The 20583-nt window shown below is 44.5% G+C and carries 21 protein-coding genes; 10 read left to right on the forward strand and 11 right to left on the reverse strand.

What is annotated here, in order from left to right:
* Positions 1-13: 13 nt before the first annotated feature.
* The 5 genes from crr to cysZ all read right to left on the reverse strand — a co-directional run bounded on the left by crr (position 14) and on the right by cysZ (position 4960).
* The gene (gene crr, locus OCU60_RS04995; RefSeq protein ID WP_021019441.1) at positions 14-523 is read right to left on the reverse strand and encodes a PTS glucose transporter subunit IIA; all 510 of its coding nucleotides are present in this window, start codon (positions 521-523) and stop codon (positions 14-16) included.
* Positions 524-626: 103 nt separating this feature from the next.
* Positions 627-2351 carry a phosphoenolpyruvate-protein phosphotransferase PtsI gene (gene ptsI, locus OCU60_RS05000; protein WP_074374107.1) on the reverse strand — a complete coding sequence of 575 codons (1725 nt, stop codon included), beginning with the start codon at positions 2349-2351 and terminating at the stop codon, positions 627-629.
* A 139-nt stretch (positions 2352-2490) separates the two neighbouring features.
* A complete protein-coding gene (locus OCU60_RS05005; protein ID WP_074374106.1) occupies positions 2491-2748 on the reverse strand; it encodes an HPr family phosphocarrier protein in 258 nt (85 codons plus the stop codon).
* A 232-nt stretch (positions 2749-2980) separates the two neighbouring features.
* Positions 2981-3949: a cysteine synthase A gene (gene cysK, locus OCU60_RS05010; RefSeq protein ID WP_074374105.1), complete on the reverse strand. Its 969-nt coding sequence runs from the start codon at positions 3947-3949 to the stop codon at positions 2981-2983.
* 258 nt (positions 3950-4207) lie between these two features.
* The gene (cysZ, locus tag OCU60_RS05015) at positions 4208-4960 is read right to left on the reverse strand and encodes a sulfate transporter CysZ (protein WP_074374104.1); all 753 of its coding nucleotides are present in this window, start codon (positions 4958-4960) and stop codon (positions 4208-4210) included.
* Positions 4961-5192: 232 nt separating this feature from the next.
* Here cysZ and zipA point away from each other — a divergent pair, with 232 nt between their 5' ends.
* From zipA to cueR, 3 genes are all read left to right on the forward strand, one after another.
* Positions 5193-6083 (forward strand): cell division protein ZipA, encoded by an 891-nt coding sequence (gene zipA, locus OCU60_RS05020; RefSeq protein ID WP_074374103.1) that lies wholly within the window; start codon positions 5193-5195, stop codon positions 6081-6083.
* Between the two features lie 101 nt (positions 6084-6184).
* Positions 6185-8203: an NAD-dependent DNA ligase LigA gene (gene ligA / locus OCU60_RS05025; protein ID WP_074374102.1), complete on the forward strand. Its 2019-nt coding sequence runs from the start codon at positions 6185-6187 to the stop codon at positions 8201-8203.
* 104 nt (positions 8204-8307) lie between these two features.
* Positions 8308-8715, forward strand: a complete 408-nt coding sequence (cueR, locus tag OCU60_RS05030; RefSeq protein ID WP_074374291.1) for a Cu(I)-responsive transcriptional regulator — start codon at positions 8308-8310, stop codon at positions 8713-8715.
* A gap of 42 nt (positions 8716-8757) precedes the next feature.
* On the opposite strand, the gene OCU60_RS05035 is transcribed toward cueR, so the two are convergent.
* From OCU60_RS05035 to OCU60_RS05045, 3 genes are all read right to left on the reverse strand, one after another.
* A complete protein-coding gene (locus OCU60_RS05035) occupies positions 8758-9612 on the reverse strand; it encodes a co-chaperone YbbN (protein ID WP_074374101.1) in 855 nt (284 codons plus the stop codon).
* 327 nt (positions 9613-9939) lie between these two features.
* The gene (locus tag OCU60_RS05040) at positions 9940-10767 is read right to left on the reverse strand and encodes an SDR family oxidoreductase (protein WP_074374100.1); all 828 of its coding nucleotides are present in this window, start codon (positions 10765-10767) and stop codon (positions 9940-9942) included.
* A 45-nt stretch (positions 10768-10812) separates the two neighbouring features.
* Positions 10813-11733 carry a TIGR01777 family oxidoreductase gene (locus tag OCU60_RS05045; protein WP_074374099.1) on the reverse strand — a complete coding sequence of 307 codons (921 nt, stop codon included), beginning with the start codon at positions 11731-11733 and terminating at the stop codon, positions 10813-10815.
* Positions 11734-12062: 329 nt separating this feature from the next.
* Here OCU60_RS05045 and OCU60_RS05050 point away from each other — a divergent pair, with 329 nt between their 5' ends.
* Genes OCU60_RS05050 through OCU60_RS05065 form a run of 4 tightly spaced genes read left to right on the forward strand, consistent with a single transcriptional unit; the run spans position 12063 to position 14341 of the window.
* Positions 12063-12797 carry a DUF1538 domain-containing protein gene (locus tag OCU60_RS05050; RefSeq protein WP_074374098.1) on the forward strand — a complete coding sequence of 245 codons (735 nt, stop codon included), beginning with the start codon at positions 12063-12065 and terminating at the stop codon, positions 12795-12797.
* Positions 12794-13591 (forward strand): DUF1538 domain-containing protein, encoded by a 798-nt coding sequence (locus OCU60_RS05055; RefSeq protein WP_074374097.1) that lies wholly within the window; start codon positions 12794-12796, stop codon positions 13589-13591. The genes OCU60_RS05050 and OCU60_RS05055 overlap by 4 nt, the downstream gene beginning before the upstream one ends.
* Positions 13581-13931 (forward strand): P-II family nitrogen regulator, encoded by a 351-nt coding sequence (locus tag OCU60_RS05060; RefSeq protein ID WP_074374096.1) that lies wholly within the window; start codon positions 13581-13583, stop codon positions 13929-13931. Before OCU60_RS05055 ends, OCU60_RS05060 begins: the two co-directional genes overlap by 11 nt.
* Positions 13928-14341, forward strand: a complete 414-nt coding sequence (locus OCU60_RS05065; RefSeq protein ID WP_074374095.1) for a CBS domain-containing protein — start codon at positions 13928-13930, stop codon at positions 14339-14341. Before OCU60_RS05060 ends, OCU60_RS05065 begins: the two co-directional genes overlap by 4 nt.
* Before the next feature lie 51 nt (positions 14342-14392).
* On the opposite strand, the gene OCU60_RS05070 is transcribed toward OCU60_RS05065, so the two are convergent.
* The 3 genes from OCU60_RS05070 to OCU60_RS05080 form a co-directional block, all read right to left on the reverse strand.
* Positions 14393-14668, reverse strand: coding sequence for a SelT/SelW/SelH family protein (locus tag OCU60_RS05070; RefSeq protein ID WP_074374094.1), 276 nt, complete (start codon positions 14666-14668; stop codon positions 14393-14395).
* Positions 14669-14873: 205 nt separating this feature from the next.
* Positions 14874-15389: a regulatory protein ToxS gene (locus OCU60_RS05075; RefSeq protein ID WP_074374290.1), complete on the reverse strand. Its 516-nt coding sequence runs from the start codon at positions 15387-15389 to the stop codon at positions 14874-14876.
* 5 nt (positions 15390-15394) lie between these two features.
* Positions 15395-16297 (reverse strand): transcriptional regulator, encoded by a 903-nt coding sequence (locus tag OCU60_RS05080; RefSeq protein WP_074374093.1) that lies wholly within the window; start codon positions 16295-16297, stop codon positions 15395-15397.
* A 264-nt stretch (positions 16298-16561) separates the two neighbouring features.
* Between OCU60_RS05080 and htpG the strand changes: the two genes are divergently transcribed.
* The 3 genes from htpG to hemH all read left to right on the forward strand — a co-directional run bounded on the left by htpG (position 16562) and on the right by hemH (position 20579).
* Positions 16562-18466, forward strand: a complete 1905-nt coding sequence (gene htpG, locus OCU60_RS05085) for a molecular chaperone HtpG (RefSeq protein WP_074374092.1) — start codon at positions 16562-16564, stop codon at positions 18464-18466.
* A 314-nt stretch (positions 18467-18780) separates the two neighbouring features.
* Entirely contained in the window at positions 18781-19425 is a 645-nt protein-coding gene (gene adk, locus OCU60_RS05090) for an adenylate kinase (RefSeq protein ID WP_074374091.1), read from the forward strand.
* Between the two features lie 179 nt (positions 19426-19604).
* The gene (gene hemH / locus OCU60_RS05095; RefSeq protein WP_074374090.1) at positions 19605-20579 is read left to right on the forward strand and encodes a ferrochelatase; all 975 of its coding nucleotides are present in this window, start codon (positions 19605-19607) and stop codon (positions 20577-20579) included.
* The last annotated feature ends 4 nt before the right edge of the window (positions 20580-20583 follow it).

The raw sequence follows: 20583 nt of genomic DNA on the forward strand, positions 1-20583 counted from the left end.
AATGAGGTTGAATTTATTTAGTGACACGTAGTACAGGTGTTTCACCAACAACAACCGAACCAGAGAGCTTATTCAGTTCTTTGATTTCATCCATATTCGAGATCACAACAGGCGTTAGCGTTGATTTTGCTTTTTCTTCTAGAAGTGCAAGATCAAATTCAATCACAGTGTCACCTGCTTTAACAGGTTGGCCTTCTTCTGCAATACGCTTGAAACCTTCGCCTTTCAGCTCAACAGTATCGATACCGAAGTGGACGAACAACTCGACACCGTCTTCTGATTCAATAGAAAATGCATGATTTGTTTCGAAGATTTTACCAATTGTGCCGTTTACAGGAGCAACCATCTTGTCTCCAGATGGTTTGATAGCAATGCCATCTCCAACGATTTTTTCAGCAAAAACGACATCAGGCACATCTTCAATATTGACGATTTCACCAGATAACGGTGCAATAATATCAATTGCGCCTGTGTCAGCACTGTCGTCAGATACTAACTTTTTAAGTTTGTCAAACAGCCCCATTGTGTCAGCTCCTAAAGTTTGAATTTATTCTTTCGGGTTATAGTATACTAATGATATGCAGTAGGCGACCACTTTTATGCACCCACTGCAAATGCTTATATCATTATTGTGACTTTTCTGAGATAAACTTCTCTACACAAGCATCAATTTCTTCTGCGGTAGGGAAAGATAGTGCTTCTTCCGCCATCGCTTTGACTGCTTGAAAGTCTACTTCTCGAATCACTTTTTTCACTTTCGGGATAGAGATTCCGCTCATCGAGAATTCATCAAGTCCCATACCCAAAAGAAGTAGGGTTGCCCGCTCATCACCGGCAAGTTCACCACACATCCCGGTCCATTTACCTTCTGCGTGAGAAGCATCAATCACTTGCTTAATCACATTCAGCACTGCTGGAGAGAGTGGGTTATATAAGTGGGAAATCATTTCATTACCACGGTCAACCGCCAGCGTATATTGGGTCAGGTCGTTTGTACCGATAGAGAAAAATGACACTTCTTTTGCCAGATGGTGAGCAATCGCTGCTGCTGCTGGTGTTTCTACCATGACACCGACTTCAATCGATTCATCGAAATCATGACCATCTTCACGCAGTTCAGCTTTGTATGTTTCAAGCGCATCTTTTAATTCACGAATTTCTTCGACAGAAATAATCATCGGGAACATGATGCGTAGCTTACCATGAGCTGATGCGCGCAGGATCGCACGAAGCTGGTCACGCAAAATCTCGCGACGGTCCAGACTGATTCGAATTGCACGCCAGCCGAGGAATGGGTTCATCTCTTTTGGCAAGTCCATATATGGCAAATCTTTATCGCCGCCGATATCCATGGTACGGATAATGACTGACTTGCCCTGCATCGCTTCTGCCACTTCTTTATAAGCTTCGTACTGTTCTTGCTCAGTCGGCAGAGATGTACGATCCATAAACAGGAATTCAGTACGGTACAGACCGACACCTTCACCACCGTTACGCGTCACACCATCACAATCTTTCACCGTCCCGATGTTACCGCAGACTTCAACACGGTGTCCGTCAAGGGTTTCTGCAGGTAAATCTTTCAGTTTGGTCAGTTCTTCTTTTTCGGCAAAGAACGTCTCACGAACGCTTTTTGCTTCAGCGAGTTCATCTTCTGAAGGATTAATGATGATTTTATTGTTGATCGCGTCTAAAACGAGCGTGTCACCATTTTTTACATGGTTGGTAATATCATTGGTACCAACAACCGCAGGCAACTCAAGAGAGCGGGCCATAATTGATGTATGGGATGTCCGGCCACCGATGTCTGTTGCAAAACCCAACACATAATCGAGGTTGATTTGTGCTGTTTCTGAAGGCGTCAGATCATAGGCAACAAGAATGACTTGCTCATTGATTGCACTCAGATTGACAATATGGATACCTAATGCATTTTTTACAAAGCGGTTACCGATATCGCGAATGTCTGTCGCACGCTCTTTCAAGTATTCGTCATCTAATGATTCCAGAGCCGCAGCCTGCTCTTCGATGACAGTATGAATTGCGTTGTCAGCATGGAGCTTATCGTCTTTGATGAGGGCTAAAATTTCGTCTTCCAGCTCTTCATCTTCCAGCAGCATGATGTGGCCTTCGAAAATAGCTTCTTTTTCTTCGCCAAATGTCTCAAGCGCTTTTTGTTTAATGAGTTCTAACTGCGTTTTTGATTTATCACGTGCGTCGTAGAACCGTTGTACCTCAGTTTCTATTTGCGCATCTGAGATAGTGTTGGTGTTAAGGACGATTTCGTCTTCTTGAAGTAGTAATGCTTTACCGATAGCAATACCAGGAGATGCTAGGATGCCTGAAATCATAGCCATACCTTAAACTGGTCAAATTTATTGAGAGATTACAAAACTAAATGCTAACGATATTGTTAGCATTTGTCATATATCATGAACAAAAGCCATTCTACAATGATAGTAGAATGGCTTCAAAATTCAGTGCTTCGAATTATTCAAGGTGATCCATCAAAGCAACTAGGTGATCAACCGCTTGTTTCGCTTGAGCGCCTTCGGCAGCGATGGTAACAACAGTACCTTTGACAAGGCCGAGTGTTTGTAGTTTGAATAGGCTTTTCGCACTGGCACTTTTTCCGTTTGAAGTGACGGTGATTTCAGCATCAAATGTTTTTGCTTCTTTCACGAACTGTGCAGCAGGACGAGTGTGAAGGCCGTTTTCAGCAGTGATTTCTACTTGCTTCTCGTACATTGTGTATACCCCAATTTAATTTATTTTTTTCTTAGTTTAGAACCAAATGAAGCTTAGCTGTTGTCACCTTATTACGCTAGTTTGCGATATAGGTGATGATGCAGTGCTTCTTGTGTTCTTTATTTCGAACCTAAAAATAAAGCAAGTCTGATATTACCAAAGGTTGGGCAAGGATCAACAAAAAAGCCCCAATTAGGGGCTTTTTTCATAGAAAATTTGATTTCAACACATATTATTGTTGGTTCTCTTTCTCGGTAAATATCCCTGCAAATAGTGCGGTACTGAGGTAACGTTCACCGGAGCTCGGCAGAACCACGACGATTGTTTTACCTTTAAATTCAGGGAGTTCAGCCAGACGGTTTGCGGCTACAACAGCTGCACCAGAAGATATTCCAGCGAGAATGCCTTCCTCTTCCATCAGGCGACGCGCCATGTCAATTGCATCTTCAGAAGTGACGCGTTCAACACGGTCAATGAGCGATAAATCGAGGTTGCCCGGGATAAAACCTGCACCGATGCCCTGAATTTTATGCGGAGCCGGTTTGATTTCTTCGCCAGCTAAAGCCTGAGTGATGACTGGTGACTCTTCAGGTTCAACTGCAACAGAAATAATCGCTTTACCTTTCTCATCTTTAAGGTAGCGGCTGGTTCCTGTCAGTGTGCCACCGGTACCGACACCTGCGACGAATACGTCAACTTCACCTTCAGTTGCGTCCCAAATTTCAGGTCCTGTCGTTTTTTCATGAATTTCCGGGTTAGCCGGGTTATCAAATTGTTGAAGTAGCAAATATTTGTCCGGGTTACTGGCAACAATCTCTTCTGCTTTATTGATTGCACCTTTCATCCCTTTTGCCGCTTCTGTCAACTCGAGGTTAGCCCCCAGCGCTTTGAGCAGTTTACGACGCTCTAAACTCATTGACTCCGGCATCGTCAGGGTCAGTTTGTAGCCACGGGCCGCAGCAACAAACGCGAGTGCAATACCGGTATTACCGCTGGTTGGTTCAACAAGTTCAACACCCGGTTTGAGTTTGCCGGATTTTTCAGCTTCCCAGATCATGTTGGCACCAATACGACACTTCACACTGAAACTTGGGTTACGGGATTCTATCTTAGCGAGTACGTTACCCTGACTAACTTTGTTCAGACGGACGATAGGGGTGTTACCGATGGTCAGGGAGTTGTCTTCAAAAATCTTACTCATTGTTATATTCCTTTATTGCACATCTTCGTGTTGTTTTATTGAGCGAAAACACGTTTTTTGTGGGGACCCGTAGAGCATAGGATGTCCGCTAATATGATGAAAGGATTAAAAAGTTATATCTTATAGGGGTTATTGAACTTACGGTTCAAGCCATACCGCTCCGTTTGATGGTGTGGCTGGATGGTGTGGCTGAAAGTTCAATGTACCGTTCTGTTTTTTCTTGTACTCATCATCAATTTTTGCGGACTCCCATTGGCCTTAATTCTGTGCTTTAAGTGTTTCGGCTTTAAACTCATTGACCCACATGGCCGTCGCGCCACAGACGGCAGCCGGCATCACAATTAAGTTGATGATTGGGATGGTTGTAAATAGCGTGACCAGCATACCGAAGCCATAAGCACGTCCTTGTTTGCCTTTCAGTTGCATACGCATGGTATCAAAGTTGACTTTGTGATTATCAAAAGGATAGTCACAATATTGGATTGCGAGCATCCAAGCCGTGAAAATGAACCAGACCAATGGGCCAATGGTTTGTCCGATTCCGGGGATCAGCAGCAAAATAAATAAGCCAATCATCTTCGGAATAGTGTAGCGTAGTTTGCGCCATTCCCGGGCAAAGACGCGGGGGATATCTTTGAAAAAACTCCAGAGGCCTTCATTGTCGATAGCATGACCATCGAGCAGTTTTTCAACTTTCTCAGCCAACAAGCCATTGAAGGGAGACGCAATAATGTTGGCAATTGCACTGAAGAAATACATCGTTACAAAAAGTATTGACAGGACAGCCAGTGGCCAAATGATGTAGTTCAGCCATGACAGAAAGTCAGGCACATAAGACATTATGTTATCGAGCCAGTTGCTCATTTGCGTAAATACATAATAGAGTGCGCCCCCGAGCAGCAGCACATTGGCCAGCAGAGGAAGTATCACAAATCTTCTGATCCCGGGGGTGACCGCCAGTTTGATACCGAAGAAGAAATAGCCGAATCCTGAACGTTTTTTTAACGTCATTCTGTTTCCCTGTGTTGTTGTTGAAAAGAAAGTGAGGCGTTTGCATGTATTCTAACTGACCCAATATAGAATGAAAGTCAGAAAAATCCCGCAGTTCTAACATTAATTTGTTCAAATGTAGGGGTGACTTTTGCTAAAGTGTGTGGATCAGTGGAGAGAATCTCTGAGCATGACATGCTTACTTAAGCGATTCTGTTCAGAAGCAAGTTATCGGGAAGACTGAGAGTTAAAGATGCAAGAATTGCGATTCGTACTCATCATCGTTGGCGCACTCGCCATCGCCGCATTACTTTTTCATGGACTGTGGACCAGCCGGAAAGAGAGTAAATCGAAATTTGGAGATAAGCCATTAGGCAGAATAGAGGAAGCAGCATCATCGATAAAAAATACCCGAGCTTTTCCGCAGAAGAGTGAGCATAAAAAATCCCGGAAGGAGCCGGACTTTTCACTGGACGATAACACGACTGACTCATTCATGGATGACGACACGCAGTATGATAAAGTCGATCCGCTATTTTCTGGATATATGCCTGAAGAAGAGAATCGGTCATATGATTTGGAACATCAGACTATCGCTGATATTGAAGCTGAGAATGAAGCGGACATGAGTGTCGAATTGAATATTCGCCAACCGGTTGGACAAGGCGAAGATATTCCCCAAGCCGAACCAGAACAACAGACTGACAGTGGTAGGAATGAGCCGGATTATCAGGTCATTGTACTCAATGTACATTGTGCCGGCGGCGAGTCTTTTGTTGGCACCAAACTGTTTGACAGCTTGCAACAAAACGGTTTGCTCTATGGCGAGATGGATATTTACCATCGACACGCTGATTTATCAGGAACGGGCAAAGTGTTGTTTAGTGTTGCCAATATCATGCAACCCGGTACGTTGAAACATGATGACCCGGACGCATTCACCACCAAAGGCATTTCATTTTTTATGACACTGCCTTGTTACGGTGATCCGGAACAGAATTTTAAGTTAATGTTGAAAACAGCGCAGCAAATTGCGGATGATTTAGGGGGCAACGTCCTTGATGATCAACGCTTGTTGATGACCCCGGATAAACTTGCTGATTATCGGCGTCAAATTCAGGCCTTTAAAGCCCAAGCTGTTTAATTGTATAGAGATACCCAAACAACAACTTGGCTCAGTTGTTTAGGTATCTGGTGAGGAGGCTCCGGCATGGAGCCTTTTTTCATGAATCCGAGAAGTAAAACATGCAGACCATAGAACAAAAAATTCAAGAATTGCGGGACTCGCTCCACCATCACTCGATCTTATATTACGTTGAAGATAATCCATCGATTCCTGATGCAGAATATGATCGCCTGATGAGAGAACTGATCGCGCTGGAGGAAGCAAATCCCGAGTTCATTGCTCCGGATTCTCCTTCACAGCGTGTCGGTGGGATGCCACTTGATGGTTTTGAAACCGTCCAACATGAGATCCCGATGCTGTCATTAGATAATGCTTTTGACGATCAGGAGTTGGACAGCTTTTCGCGACGCATGAATGAACGTTTAGCCGGACAGCGTATTGCTCTGTTCTGTTGTGAACCCAAACTGGACGGTCTGGCCGTCAGCTTGCTTTATGAGAATGGTGTTTTGGTACGGGCTGCAACGCGTGGCGATGGTACTACCGGGGAAAATATCACCGAGAATGTGAAAACGATCCGCGCAATTCCATTAAAACTCAGAGGGGATGATTGGCCGGTTCGCATTGAAGTTCGGGGAGAGGTCTTTATGCCCAAAGCCGGATTTGAAGCACTCAATGAAGCTGCAATCAAGAAAGGTGAAAAAACGTTTGTTAACCCGAGAAATGCGGCAGCGGGTAGCTTAAGACAGCTTGACTCACGGATTACAGCAAAACGCCGGCTCAGTTTTTACGCCTATGGTATTGGTGTGGTTGAAGGTACAACACTGGCATCTTCACATTATGAACGTCTGACACAGTTAAAGCAGTGGGGGCTGCCAATGTGCCCTGAAACCAGTCAGGTTGCGAATCTGGATATGGTGAAGATGTATTATCAGGACATATTACAGCGTCGGGATAATCTGGCTTATGAGATTGATGGTGTGGTGATTAAGGTTGATGATCTGGCGCTGCAAGAACAGCTCGGATTTATCTCAAAAGCGCCACGTTGGGCCATCGCCTACAAGTTTCCTGCACAAGAAGAAATGACCCGTTTGAAAGATGTTGAATTTCAGGTCGGCAGAACGGGGGCGATCACACCTGTCGCGAAACTGGAACCGGTATTTGTCGGTGGTGTGACGGTGAGTAATGCCACATTACATAATGTCGATGAAATTGCCCGATTAGGTGTCCGTATCGGGGATACGGTGGTGATTCGTCGTGCCGGTGACGTCATTCCACAAATTGTTTCTGTTGTCATCGAGCAGCGGCCTGACGATGGTCAGGAGATAGTCTTCCCGTCACATTGTCCGATTTGTCATTCTGATGTTGAACGGATTGAAGGGGAAGCCGTTACACGGTGTACCGGAGGTTTGGTGTGTCAGGCGCAGCGAAAAGAAGCGCTGAAGCACTTTGTCTCTCGTAAAGCCATGGATGTTGATGGTTTGGGTGATAAAGTCATTGAACAGCTGGTGGATAAAGAGATGATCAAAACACCGGCTGATTTATATCGTCTTTCCGCAGGTCAATTAACCGTGCTCGACCGAATGGGCCCGAAATCCGCACAAAATGTGGTGCAAGCGTTACAACAATCGAAGTCAACTACCTTGCCTCGCTTTTTATATTCACTTGGTATTCGGGAAGTCGGGGAGGCGACAGCCAATAATTTAGCGCGGTATTTCCTTACTTTGGAGAATGTCCGCCATGCGACGCACGAGGCGTTGATTGAAGTGAATGATATTGGAGCGATTGTCGCGAGTCATATTATTGCTTTTTTCTCAGAAGAGAAGAATCAGCACGTCGTTGATGATTTGTTGTCGAGGGGGATTACATGGCCTGACATGGTTGCTGCTGAAGCGCCGGAAGCTTTACCGTTGGCTGGGAAAACGGTGGTCTTGACCGGTACGCTGACCGAGTTATCGCGTCAGGATGCCAAAGCGGCTCTGGAAGCGATGGGAGCAAAGGTTACGGGGAGCGTGTCTAAAAATACCGATATGTTATTTGCAGGTGACAATGCGGGCTCTAAACTAACCAAAGCGCAGGCGCTCGGCATCGAGGTACAATCGGAGCAAGATATGATGGCTTTGATCGCATCACTCTCCTGATCACGCCAATACACATATTGTTTCTTGGATGTGACTTGTTTATTGAATACGACTGTTTATTGAATACGACTGTTTATTGAATGTTACGGCATCGGGAGGTCTCGGTGAATATCAGTGAAGTGTCAAAGCTGACTGGCTTGACTGCCAAATCAATCCGACTTTATGAAGAAAAAGGTATATTGTCACCGCCGCTACGTGGGGAGAACGGCTATCGGGTTTATCAGCAGTCACACATTGATGATTTACTGTTGATCGCCCGGGCAAAACGGGTTGGCTTTAATCTTGAAGAATGTAAGTTACTGGTTCATTTGGCAAATGATCCAAGTCGTAAAAGTTGTGCAGTGAAAGCTGAAGCTCGAAAGAAACTGACACAAGTCACCCGCAAGCTGAATGAGTTACAGCTCATTCAGTCTCAGTTGGAACAATGGATTGCTGAATGTCCCGGTGATGATAACAGCGACTGCCCCATTATTGATGATTTAAAGGGGCAGTCCTCTCATCAGCAACCCTGAGCGTCATCATTGAGAGTTCACTCACCGGTCAGCTGTGTGAAATCAGTAGAGCATCGAATAGAGTTTGCGACGATACTGACTTGCCAATGGATTTCCTTGTCCCAATGCACTCAGAATATCCATAAACATTTTTTTCATCTCCCCATCATACGCATTGAGATCTGTGCTCAAAAATGACCAGAGAAGTGTCAGGGCTTCTTCGTCTCGCTTAACCTGATGGTATTGTGCGGCTAATTCGCAGGCGAGTTTCATATCTTGTGGAGAACGCTGCAATGCATCTTCTAGCGCAACAATTTCCGGACTATTGGCGGCTTGATGGTGTAATTCCAATTGAGCGAGCAAGCGCTTGTACTCATTATCCTGAAATTCTAAAGGAATATGTTGTAAGAGCGTTTCTGCCGCTTCAAACTGCTGGGTTTCCAATAGGCAATTGGCTAAGGCAAGTTTTACTTCACCTTTATTTTTCAGTGTTTCAGGAAGTGCTTGTAATAAAGTCAGCGCCTGAACATATTCTTGCTGTTCTATCATCGCCAGCGCTTGTTGCAAATTCATTTCGTCTTGGCTGGGAAGATGTTTCTCAAGCATTGCGGTAACTGACTCAATGCTTTGCGGACCACCCAATCCATCCACTGGACGCCCTTGAGAGAAGAGAGCCAGTGTCGGGATTGACTGGATGCCAAACTGTGCCGCGATGGCTTGTTCTTCCTGGCAATTCAGTAAAGCGAGTGTAAAAGCCCCCTGATATTTTTGTGCTAATCCTTGCAAAGGCTGGATCAGCGCTGCACTGGATTCGTCCATCGGTGCCCAAAAATAAAATAGGATCGGCGCAGAAAAAGAGCCCTCTAGTAGTTCTCTGATATTTTCTTGGGTGACATCAACGTGAAGTGGTGTATGCATACGGTGAACTTCCTGAATTCAATGGGCAATAGCATATAAGTGTGGGCGGGTTGTTAAAAATCAAGTAAAACCGACGATATCCATTGATAAATCTGCGTCAGTCGGTACTGATCCTGATGTGTATCGATTGATTTTACCAGACAGGCTCGCGATTAAAACATGATGAGAAATATCACGACAACACAAATGCTTAGCCAGTTTAGCTGATTGAGACTCATTTTTACCGATTCCAGAAATGTGGCATTCTCGGTCGAGAACAATGAGCATATTAGAAGGTGATTATGAAATAATCATGACAGCCTTCCGCGATGCTTTTTTCTCGGTCTTCTAAGCGGCTTTGTTGAGAATGTCATCAAGCCAGCGGGTTGGCAGCAGGCGTTTAAGCACGGCAAAAACTTGTGTGGGTCTGGTAATTCGATATCGGATTTTGGGCGTGGGGCTTTCTAAGGCATGAAGAATTGAAGGCAGACAGTCTTCCGGTGGCAATGTGAACCGATTGTTGGACTTTTCTTGATTCAGGCGCTCAATCTGTTGTTGATATGCTTGGGCGTGAACACTGTTTTGTGGTGTCACCCAACGTAAGAATGCCGCCAGTGCATTTTCGCGAAATTGTGTCTCGATTGGCCCGGGCTCAAGAATACTGATATGAATGTCAGTTTGTTTGAGTTCGAGACGCAGCGTATCACTCCAGCCTTCGAGTGCAAATTTTGAGGCATTATAGGCACCGCGATATTTCATCGCAGCAAATCCCAGAACCGAACTATTCTGAATGATCCTGCCATGACCTTGTCGGCGAAAGTGTGGTAGCAGTTTGGTGGTGAGATCGTGCCAACCAAAAAAATTGGTTTCGAATTGCGCTCTCATTGCCTGAGTGGGGAGGTCTTCAAGCGCACCGGGTTGACCATAAGCACCGTTATTGAACAGCGCATCGAGACGGTGATTGGTTCGTGCCATCACGTCTTCGATCGCGGCGTCAATGGTTGCCGGATTGGTTACATCAAGATGGATCGCTGTCAGGCCTTCATCTTGAAGTCGTTGTACATCTGCAATGTGTCTGCATGAGGCAATGACGTGATAGCCTTGTTGATGTAAAGCATGAGCAGTGACGTAGCCGATACCCGATGAGCATCCGGTGATGAGTATTGTTTTAGACATAGTTTCCTCGTGGGGATGCCGTCATTGCCACACCACCGATTGATGTTATGGCAATGTCTGCAAAATCTGTTTGAGTGCTGGTTCCAGATGAGAGTACTGAAATTTAAATCCGAGTTCTGTTAATTTTTTCGGCTTCGCGTGAGTGCTATCGAGCAGTAGTGTCGCTGATTCTCCCATGATCAGCCGAATTGCCCACGCAGGAACCGACATCACATGGGGTCTGTGCAGTGTTTTTGCCAGTGTTTTACTGAAGATTTTGTTCGAAACCGGATGGGGGGCGCAGAGGTTGAATGGCCCGTGAGCATAGGTGGTCGCTAATAAAAAAAGAATGCCCTGAACCATATCATAAATATGAATCCAAGGCAGATACTGATTGCCCGAGCCTATCCGGCCCCCGCAACCGAACCGATAGGGCAGCAGCATTTTTTGTAATGCGCCACCGTCTGCTGATAGAACGACCCCTGTTCTGAGTAGGCAAACCCGGGTACTTTCAGACTCAGCTTTTTTGGCGATATTTTCCCAGGTGACACACACTGAGTGAGAGAACTCATTACTTTGAACTTGCAGGCTTTCATCAATCGGATGATCTTGTTGATCACCGTAGAAACCGACAGCAGAGCCACTGATGAACACGGATGGTGGAGATGAACTGGCATGAATGAGCTCAACAAGTTTTTCAGTGATTTGCCAGCGACTCTGACAAATGGCTTGTTTCTGCGTATCCGTCCATCGCCGATCAGCAATTGGTTCTCCGGCGAGGTTAATCACAGCATCGACATGGTTGAGATCATGGAGGTTGTCTAAGCTGGCGATCAATTCAAGGGGATAATGGGTAAGATGACTGAGCTTTTCCCGAGTTTGTTTCTCTGAACGAGTCAATACAACAATTTCATGTTCATGGGTGATAAGCTGCTTGATTAATTCACTGCCGATGAGTCCTGAACCGCCGGTAATCAATATTTTCATATCCTATCCATTTCATGTTGTTCGAATATACCTGTGATGGTTTGAGGTGATTCTATCCGTTGGTTTTATTCATTACATTTCATTATATATAGAGTAATCATAAATGATTTCAGAAAGTAGAGCCGCGGAGCCGCGGAGGTGTTCGTGTTATATTTTTGTGATTGGTTCTTGGTTTTAGCCGATGAATTTAGCAAAGTCACACGCAATCTTATACGGATCTGTCATCATATAATCAAGTTGTTCCATACCATGCAGCTCGTCAAAGATGCTCGCCACAAAGACCTTTTCCTCTCGGGATGGGGGTGTCAGTTTGGCTCAAGTGAGGAGAAATGAAAGCATTCATCGCGTTACTCAGAGTCATGCTGGGAAGTTTTAAAGATCTACTCCCGATTATTTTGGTTATTGCATTTTTCCAGTTAATCATTTTGCAACAACCTCTCCCGGATTTGATTTCAATTTTGGGGGGATTGTTATTTGTTGTTCTCGGCTTGACGTTTTTTATTTTTGGTTTGGAAATGGGGTTGTTTCCGATCGGTGAAAGTATGGCTCAGGCACTTGCTAAGAAAGGGAGTTTGTTCGGGTTATTAGGGTTCGCTTTTTGTTTGGGGTTTGGAACCACGATTGCAGAGCCGGCATTGACAGCGGTTGCTGCTGAGGCTGCAAAGATCGCAGCCTCGGGTGGTGTGATTGAGATGACTGCGCAATCGATGAATGACTATACCATGGGATTACGATTAACAGTGGCCTTGTCAGTCGGTCTTGCCATTGTTTTAGGGGTCTTGAGAATTCTGAAGGGGTGGTCGATTCACTTGATGATTATCTGTGGTTATTCGTGTGTCATGATCCTGACCGTTTTCGCACCTGAAACCATTATCGGGATTGCTTATGACTCAGGCGGTGTAACAACATCGACGATTACGGTTCCTTTGGTGACCGCGTTAGGGGTTGGACTGGCCTCTTCGATTAAAGGGCGCAATCCAATGGTGGATGGGTTTGGACTGATCGCGTTTGCATCGCTGCTCCCGATGATTTTTGTGATGATTTTTGGGATGGCGATAGCATGATAACCATGACACATTTCTTTCAAGTTTTATGGACCACAATTCTGGATGTGTTACCGATTGCTGTCATTTTGTTTGTATTTCAGTTGGTCATATTGCGTAAGCCTGTTGCCCGTTTACCCCATGTGATTCTAGGGTTTGGGTACGTCATTCTGGGACTGTCTCTTTTCTTAATGGGGTTAGATGCCGCATTGTTTCCGCTGGGGGAGATGATGGCCCAGCAGTTGACCGCGCCCTCATTTCTTGCTCAAGTCCGTTTGAATGATGCAGAACTGTACCATTGGATCAATTACTATTGGGTTTATCTGTTTGCATTTTGTATCGGGTTTAGTACGACGATCGCTGAACCATCTTTGATTGCTGTTGCGATTAAAGCCAATAAAGTGTCTGGTGGTTCGATTGGTGTGAATGGTTTGAGGATTGCAGTCGCTTTAGGTGTGGCATTCGGTATTACGTTGGGGAGTTACCGCATTGTCGTGGGTGACCCGTTGCATTATTACATCATTATTGGTTATTTGCTGGTGGTGATTCAGACATTTTATGCCCCCAAGATGATCGTGCCTTTAGCTTATGATTCCGGCGGCGTCACCACATCAACGGTCACTGTACCCGTTGTTACGGCGCTGGGGTTAGGACTTGCATCAACGGTTCCGGGGCGGAGTCCGTTGATCGATGGATTTGGTTTGATCGCATTCGCTAGCCTTTTTCCCATGATATCTGTGATGGGATATGCGCAAGTGACACAGTGGTTGAATCGTAAACGCTCTCTGATGGAGAAAAAAGACAATGCGCTTTAAATTAATCGTTGCCTTTGTTGAAGATGGCAAAACAGACAAAGTATTAGACGCCGCCAGACAAGCAGGAGCGACAGGCGCAACTGTGATCAATAATGCCAGAGGAGAAGGTCTCAATCAGAAAACCACCTTCTTTGGTCTGACATTGGAGGTACAGAAGGATATGGTGCTCTTTGTCGTTGAAGAGCATTTGTCTCGTCAGATTTTGGAGACAATTAATGAAGTCGGGGAGTTTGAAACGGAGTCGGGGCAGGGAATCGCCTTTCAAATTGATATTGAAGATGTCGTTGGCATCTCTCATCAGGTTGAAAAGTTAACCAAATATGTTGAGGACGAATTATGAATAGACACGATAGTGTGAGAGTCCGTGATGTGATGACCGAGACCTATGCCCTTGTTGATGGTTTGATGACGGTCTATGAAGCGATTCGAATTGCCAAACAGCAGCAGCTCAAAGCTTTGATTGTCAATAAACGCCAAGATGATGATGAGTTCGGTATTGTACTGATGAATGACATTGCTAAAAAAGTGCTCGCCAGTAACCGTTCCTCAAAGCGGACGAATATTTATGAGATCATGACGAAACCTGCATTGTCAGTGAACCCTGATATGAAGGTTAAATATTGTGCGCGTTTATTTGAGCGGTTTGGTATCAGCCGAGCGCCTGTGATTGAACATGGCAAAGTGATCGGTATGGTTAGCTACAATAATATTGTCGTCAATGGAATGCTTGAAGAAGACGATCTTGAGTAAGAAGAGGCTCACCGGGCATGAGAGATGGATGAGATTGCCCAGAAGAGCCGTTTATCGATCAATATGACCTAAATTGCGTTCGGGATCGAATACATCCCGAACGCGTTGCTTCAGCGTCTTGGCGTCGGGAAAACCTTGGTCTTTCTGCCGTTCCCAAATCTGAATCTCATTACAGAAAATCTCGAAACGCCCGCCTGTATCCGGACAGAGCGAAACTTGCTCGATCTCTTCACTGAATGTATGGAGTAACTCTTGTGCTAACCAAGAGGCGCGCAACATCCAATTACATTGACGGCAGTAGAAAATACGAATATTAATTTTTTGCATGAATACTGTTCTCAAGTAGGGACCGTTGGGGTGACGTGATCATATAAAAATACATCTAAAAAAAGCAAAAAATCCACCCAATTTCTTTTTCTGGCTGAGCTAACGAGTCCGCGTGAATGTTTATTTCGTGATGTCTGTTACATCATTTAGGGGGCTGATTTAATCAAGCCCCCCGACTGTAACAAACTGACTTTCTTCAACAGAATTAGTTTTTAAAGAGGATGGTTGAGTCGTGATTGAGACTGGTCAGCAGCAGCGTTTTACTGTCAATGATATCAACTCGTCTGCTTTGTTGGGCATCCATTTTAAAAAACTGCTTGATCAGATTTAATTGCTTTGGCGTAAAATCTTTACTCTCGCTGGAAGAAACATCTTTAAACTCGGTCGGAGAGATCAGTAGATAGTTTTCACTGAGTTCCCAAGTTCCGGTTTCTGATATATCTATTTTACTCTCTGGTTCTTTCCCATTGGCATATAACTGAATCACGGAGACACGGATATATGTTTTGTTGGGGAGATATTTGACGTTCGAGACAACGTCAACCCGACGGAGCGGACCAACCGAGGCGACTTCATTTTTACTTTCGATCAGGGTGACGACTTTGGACTGCCATTCACTTGATATCAGCACTTGCTTGAGTTTCAGGTCACTCCCCCAGTATAGCCAAGCACTTAAAGCAATGGATGCAAGTAGCGTAAGCGTCGCGATGCGTTGGTTCATCTTTTTCACTGGCATACCTTCGAGAGATCCTCTTGATTAACAACAATATTCAAGGTGGCATTTTTGTCACTGTGTTCTATTGGGTAGATATAGTTCAGTATCATTTTGTTGTCTTGGCCACTGGTGGCAATGACCTGACTCGGTGGTGTGTCCATCGAATGCGCAGCCCGGTATTTTTTGACACAGAGTTCAATGGACGGCAGCCATGAATTTAACTCAGGATGACTTTTTGGCGTATTAATCGGAATGTCATCAATGACTGTTAAATTACGAAACTGAGAGTGAGTGGGTCCGTTATACGTGACTGCAATAATTGGTAAAATGAATGCGATCAGGAAAGTCAGTTTGGTTTTCCAACTCGTTTTTTGAGAAGCCGATTGCGTCATCGGTACAGTCTCTTGATCGGACGTGATATCGAGCGAACTTTTTTCAGATTCCGTGACAGTGCTATGTGCCGAGACAGTGCTATGTGCCGATTCGACCAAGGCACCTTCCTGAAGTGGCAGTAACGCCTCCGACTGATCTTGAGACCCATCTTTGTCTGATGTGTTCGGATTAACAGCAGGAAGTGGCTCTACGCTAGCGATCAACTGATAGCCACGTTTGGGAACCGTTTTGATATAGCGCGGTGACTTGGTGGAGTCATTGAGCATTTTTCTCAGTGTCGAAATCGCTTGGGTGAGACTTGAGTCATCGACTTCGAAACCTTGTTTACGCCACACAAAATCATGGAGCTCATTACGACGAATGACCTCATTGGGATGCTGGGCAAGCATCAATAGAATTCTACTTTCGTTACTCCCTAGCCGAATAGTCTCATTATCATTTTCTTTATCGACCAACGAGTTATTGTTGGGAACGAAAGTAAAACGTTCAGCCAGAATGAACTTTGAGCTTATGGTATTCATCAATGTCTTCTTTTTATGTGTTGAATACTGACGATTTGTTTTGTGATTATCTCAATGTCTGAGTTAAGGGCGAGTTAAGTTTTCTTGATGCCATTTAGGTATATTGAGATTTCTTGAGCACAGGATAATAAAAATTTTAGAAAAAAACACTGTTTTTAGATTGTCTAACCTTGAATTCACTTTCATGACCCACATTTTACTAGCAAGTAAGAATATTTGTATACCTTATGAATCAGTATGAGTGTATTAAGTCATGGAGCTAGTATGAGCGAAACGGTTACGAACAACAAAGAAACGCGTGGTTTTCAGTCAGAAGTAAAGCAGTTGCTGAACCTGATGATTCATTCTCTCTATTCAAATAAAGAGATATTTTTACGGGAATTGATCTCCAATGCATCTGATGCGGCTGATAAATTACGCTTTCAGGCGTTGTCAAATTCAGAACTATATCAAGGCGATGCTGACCTTGCCGTTCGTCTGTCTTTCGATAAAGAAGCGAAGACGCTAACGATTTCAGACAATGGTGTCGGTATGAGCCGGGACAGTGTGATCGATAACCTCGGGACGATTGCTAAATCTGGTACAAAAGAGTTTTTTACCAAGCTATCTGATGATCAGGTCAAAGATTCACAGTTAATTGGTCAATTTGGTGTCGGTTTCTATTCAGCTTTTATTGTCGCCGATGCTGTGACTGTCCGGACTCGTGATGCCAACCTTTCCGCTGATGAAGGGGTTTTATGGCACTCTCAAGGTGAAGGGGAATATACGCTGGAAACGATTCACAAAGAGAGTCGTGGTACGGATATTATCCTGCACTTACGTGAAGAGGGTGAAGAGTTCTTATCTGAATGGCGTTTGAAAGAGCTGGTTTCCAAGTATTCTGATCATATTGGGATTCCTGTTTATATCCAAACGGTCAAAACCGATGAAGAAGGCAAGGAAACCGGCGAAACCGAGTGGGAAAAAGTCAACAAAGCAGAAGCGCTATGGACACAACCTAAATCCGAAATCAGTGAGGAAGAGTACAAAGCGTTTTACAAACATGTGTCTCATGACTTTACTGATCCATTAGTCTGGAGCCACAACAAAGTCGAAGGGAAAAATGATTATACAAGTTTATTGTATATCCCTTCTAAAGCACCGTGGGACATGATGAACCGTGAGCATAAAAGTGGTCTGAAACTTTATGTACAGCGTGTTTTCATTATGGATGATGCTGCCCAGTTTATGCCTTCTTATCTGCGGTTTGTTCGCGGCTTGATTGATTCAAATGACTTGCCGTTGAACGTATCTCGTGAAATTTTGCAGGATAATAAAGTGACTCAGTCACTCCGTAATGCATGTACCAAGCGCGTGTTATCGATGCTGGAGCGGATGTCCAGCGATGAAGAAAAATATCAGACATTCTGGAAAGAATTTGGTCTGGTCATGAAAGAAGGTCCTGCTGAAGATTTCTCAAATCGTGAAAAAATCGCCGGATTGCTACGATTTGCCTCCACACACACCGAAAGTTCTGAGCAGAATGTCGGGCTGAAAGCGTATGTTGAACGCATGAAAGAAGGTCAGGATAAGATCTTCTATCTGACGGCGGACAGCTATGCGGCAGCGAAGAACAGTCCTCACTTAGAACAGTTCAAGTCTAAAGGCATTGAAGTTGTTCTGATGTATGACCGCATCGATGAATGGCTAATGAATTATCTCACCGAGTTTGATGGGAAGCAGTTCCAATCCATCACCAAAGCCGGACTTGATTTGAGCCAGTTCGAGGACGAAGCTGAGAAAGAAAAACATAAAGAGACTGAAGAGGCGTTTAAAACAGTCGTCGAAAGAACGCAATCTTATCTTGGTGAGCGTGTTAAGGAAGTTCGTACAACATTCAAACTTGCCTCGACGCCAGCCGTCGTGGTTACCGATGATGATGAGATCGGTACACAAATGGCGAAGTTATTAGAAGCTGCGGGGCAGGCTGCACCGGAAGTGAAATATATTCTGGAGTTAAATCCGGAGCATGATTTGGTTAAAAAAATGGCGGATGAGCCGGATGAAGAGCAGTTTGGTCGTTGGGTTGAGATTCTGTTAGGTCAGTCGATGCTGGCAGAAAGAGGTTCAATGGAAGATCCTGCTCAATTCCTGAGCGCTGTGAACCGACTCTTGACGAAGGTCCAATAAGCTTTTTAGTATTCAATAAGCCCGCACAGCGGGCTTATTTTTTTGAGTTATGTAACCTCATGAAAATAATTGATATTTTGTATCATGTTTGTCACAGAACGTCAGATATCTATTAATCTTTAGTCGTACCTAACGTTAAAAAACGAATCCTTATGGTAGAATTTCAGACTTGAATGTCTTAGGGAAGGCGTGTATTTTGCTCGCCTATTGAATGGTCTGATGACTTGAATAACACGCTTATACCGAAACTTTCCGTGACAACGTGAATGCAGTGAGTTTCGGTATAATTCATCATTTTCTAAAGAGGATTAAACATGCGCATCATTCTTCTGGGTGCTCCAGGTGCAGGTAAAGGAACACAAGCTCAGTTCATTATGGAGAAATATGGTATTCCACAGATTTCTACCGGTGACATGCTTCGTGCTGCAATCAAAGCCGGCACTGAATTAGGTAAGCAAGCCAAAGCAGTTATCGATGCTGGTCAGTTAGTTTCTGATGATATTATTCTGGGATTGATTCAAGAACGAATTGCTCAGCCTGATTGTGAGAAAGGCTTCTTGCTGGATGGTTTTCCTCGGACAATTCCGCAAGCGGATGGTCTGAAAGCTATGGGGATTGAGATCGACGATGTGATTGAGTTCGATGTCGCGGATAAAGTGATTGTTGAGCGTATGGCTGGTCGTCGTGCTCATCTACCATCCGGGCGGACTTATCATGTGGTATATAACCCACCGAAAGTTGAAGGTAAAGATGATGTCACAGGTGAAGCGCTTGTGATTCGTGATGACGACAAAGAAGAAACGGTTCTTTCACGTCTGGCGGTGTATCATGAACAGACAGCACCACTGATTGAGTACTATAGCAAAGAAGCGGCAGCAGGAAAGACCCAATATCTGAAATTGGATGGGACGAAACAAGTTGCTGAAGTCAGTGCAGATATTGAAAAAGCATTAGGATAATCCCTTCAGTTCGATGACTATCAGTCATCGATAACGGGATATTTTGACGGATTAAAATCCAGAGTCTTTTGAGGCTCTGGATTTTTTTTATTCAGCCGCTGCTCTCACTTAAAATCGTGATAGAGTGTAACTCATAGCATTTTGAAGATTATTTTACTGAATAGGTGAAATCTGACGTGATGTATCAAGCAAAAAAACAAGGTGTACTGTTAGTTAATTTGGGAACACCGGCAGCAGCAACGCCTGCTGCGGTGAAAGCGTTTTTGGCTGAGTTTCTTTCTGACCCGCGTGTTATTGATCTTTCTCCTTGGGTCTGGCGTCCGTTATTACATGGTGTGATTCTACCCATTCGTGCGCCTAAAGTTGCCCGTTTATACCAACAGATTTGGATGGATGGTGGCTCACCATTGATGGTGTACTCAATGCGTCAGCGTGACAAATTAGCGAAATTGCTTGATATGCCGGTTGAGATTGGGATGACCTATGGTCAGCCAAGTGTTCGGGATGGATTGCAACGTTTAATGGCACAGCAGGTTGAGTCTGTCACCATATTACCGCTTTATCCTCAATATTCAGGCACAACTACAGCCGCGGTTTATGATGCCGTAGCCAATGCATTGAAGTCATTTACGGTTGTCCCTGAACTTCATATCATTCGCGATCATTATCATCATCCCCTCTATATTCAAGCATTGGCGGAGCAAGTTCGGCATTCTTGGGAAAATCATGGTCGGGGAGATTACCTGCTCTGTTCCTATCATGGTATCCCGCAGCGATATGCAGATAACGGTGATGTCTATCCACAACATTGTATTGAGACGACTCGGCTACTTGCCGCTGAGTTGGGGTTAGAGACACACCAAATCGGTACGACTTATCAGTCTCGTTTTGGCAAAGAAGTGTGGTTGCAACCTTATACCGATAAGACCTTGGAAAATCTCCCCCAGAACGGTATCAAGAGTCTGGATATCATTTCTCCGGCATTCTCTGTGGACTGTTTGGAAACGTTGGAAGAAATTGCGCAAGAGGGTAAAGAGACTTTTCTGCAAGCTGGTGGCGCGGTTTATAACTTCATTGGGTGCCTGAACGATTCAGATACTTATGTGTCTTTATTTGCCGAACTGGTGAAACATTCAGCAAACAAACATGAATAATTTT

The organism is Vibrio spartinae (assembly GCF_024347135.1).
In the GTDB taxonomy this organism is placed as follows: Bacteria; Pseudomonadota; Gammaproteobacteria; order Enterobacterales; family Vibrionaceae; genus Vibrio; species Vibrio spartinae.

Bases quoted from the DNA above. Each gene is read 5' to 3' on its own strand.
- crr (WP_021019441.1), bottom strand. From the start codon at position 523: ATGGGGCTGTTTGACAAACTTAAAAAGTTAGTATCTGACGACAGTGCT.
- ptsI (WP_074374107.1), bottom strand. From the start codon at position 2,351: ATGATTTCAGGCATCCTAGCATCTCCTGGTATTGCTATCGGTAAAGCA.
- OCU60_RS05005 (WP_074374106.1), bottom strand. From the start codon at position 2,748: ATGTACGAGAAGCAAGTAGAAATCACTGCTGAAAACGGCCTTCACACT.
- cysK (WP_074374105.1), bottom strand. From the start codon at position 3,949: ATGAGTAAGATTTTTGAAGACAACTCCCTGACCATCGGTAACACCCCT.
- cysZ (WP_074374104.1), bottom strand. From the start codon at position 4,960: ATGACGTTAAAAAAACGTTCAGGATTCGGCTATTTCTTCTTCGGTATC.
- zipA (WP_074374103.1), top strand. From the start codon at position 5,193: ATGCAAGAATTGCGATTCGTACTCATCATCGTTGGCGCACTCGCCATC.
- ligA (WP_074374102.1), top strand. From the start codon at position 6,185: ATGCAGACCATAGAACAAAAAATTCAAGAATTGCGGGACTCGCTCCAC.
- OCU60_RS05035 (WP_074374101.1), bottom strand. From the start codon at position 9,612: ATGCATACACCACTTCACGTTGATGTCACCCAAGAAAATATCAGAGAA.
- OCU60_RS05040 (WP_074374100.1), bottom strand. From the start codon at position 10,767: ATGTCTAAAACAATACTCATCACCGGATGCTCATCGGGTATCGGCTAC.
- OCU60_RS05045 (WP_074374099.1), bottom strand. From the start codon at position 11,733: ATGAAAATATTGATTACCGGCGGTTCAGGACTCATCGGCAGTGAATTA.
- OCU60_RS05050 (WP_074374098.1), top strand. From the start codon at position 12,063: ATGAAAGCATTCATCGCGTTACTCAGAGTCATGCTGGGAAGTTTTAAA.
- OCU60_RS05055 (WP_074374097.1), top strand. From the start codon at position 12,794: ATGATAACCATGACACATTTCTTTCAAGTTTTATGGACCACAATTCTG.
- OCU60_RS05060 (WP_074374096.1), top strand. From the start codon at position 13,581: ATGCGCTTTAAATTAATCGTTGCCTTTGTTGAAGATGGCAAAACAGAC.
- OCU60_RS05065 (WP_074374095.1), top strand. From the start codon at position 13,928: ATGAATAGACACGATAGTGTGAGAGTCCGTGATGTGATGACCGAGACC.
- OCU60_RS05070 (WP_074374094.1), bottom strand. From the start codon at position 14,668: ATGCAAAAAATTAATATTCGTATTTTCTACTGCCGTCAATGTAATTGG.
- OCU60_RS05075 (WP_074374290.1), bottom strand. From the start codon at position 15,389: ATGAACCAACGCATCGCGACGCTTACGCTACTTGCATCCATTGCTTTA.
- OCU60_RS05080 (WP_074374093.1), bottom strand. From the start codon at position 16,297: ATGAATACCATAAGCTCAAAGTTCATTCTGGCTGAACGTTTTACTTTC.
- htpG (WP_074374092.1), top strand. From the start codon at position 16,562: ATGAGCGAAACGGTTACGAACAACAAAGAAACGCGTGGTTTTCAGTCA.
- adk (WP_074374091.1), top strand. From the start codon at position 18,781: ATGCGCATCATTCTTCTGGGTGCTCCAGGTGCAGGTAAAGGAACACAA.
- hemH (WP_074374090.1), top strand. From the start codon at position 19,605: ATGTATCAAGCAAAAAAACAAGGTGTACTGTTAGTTAATTTGGGAACA.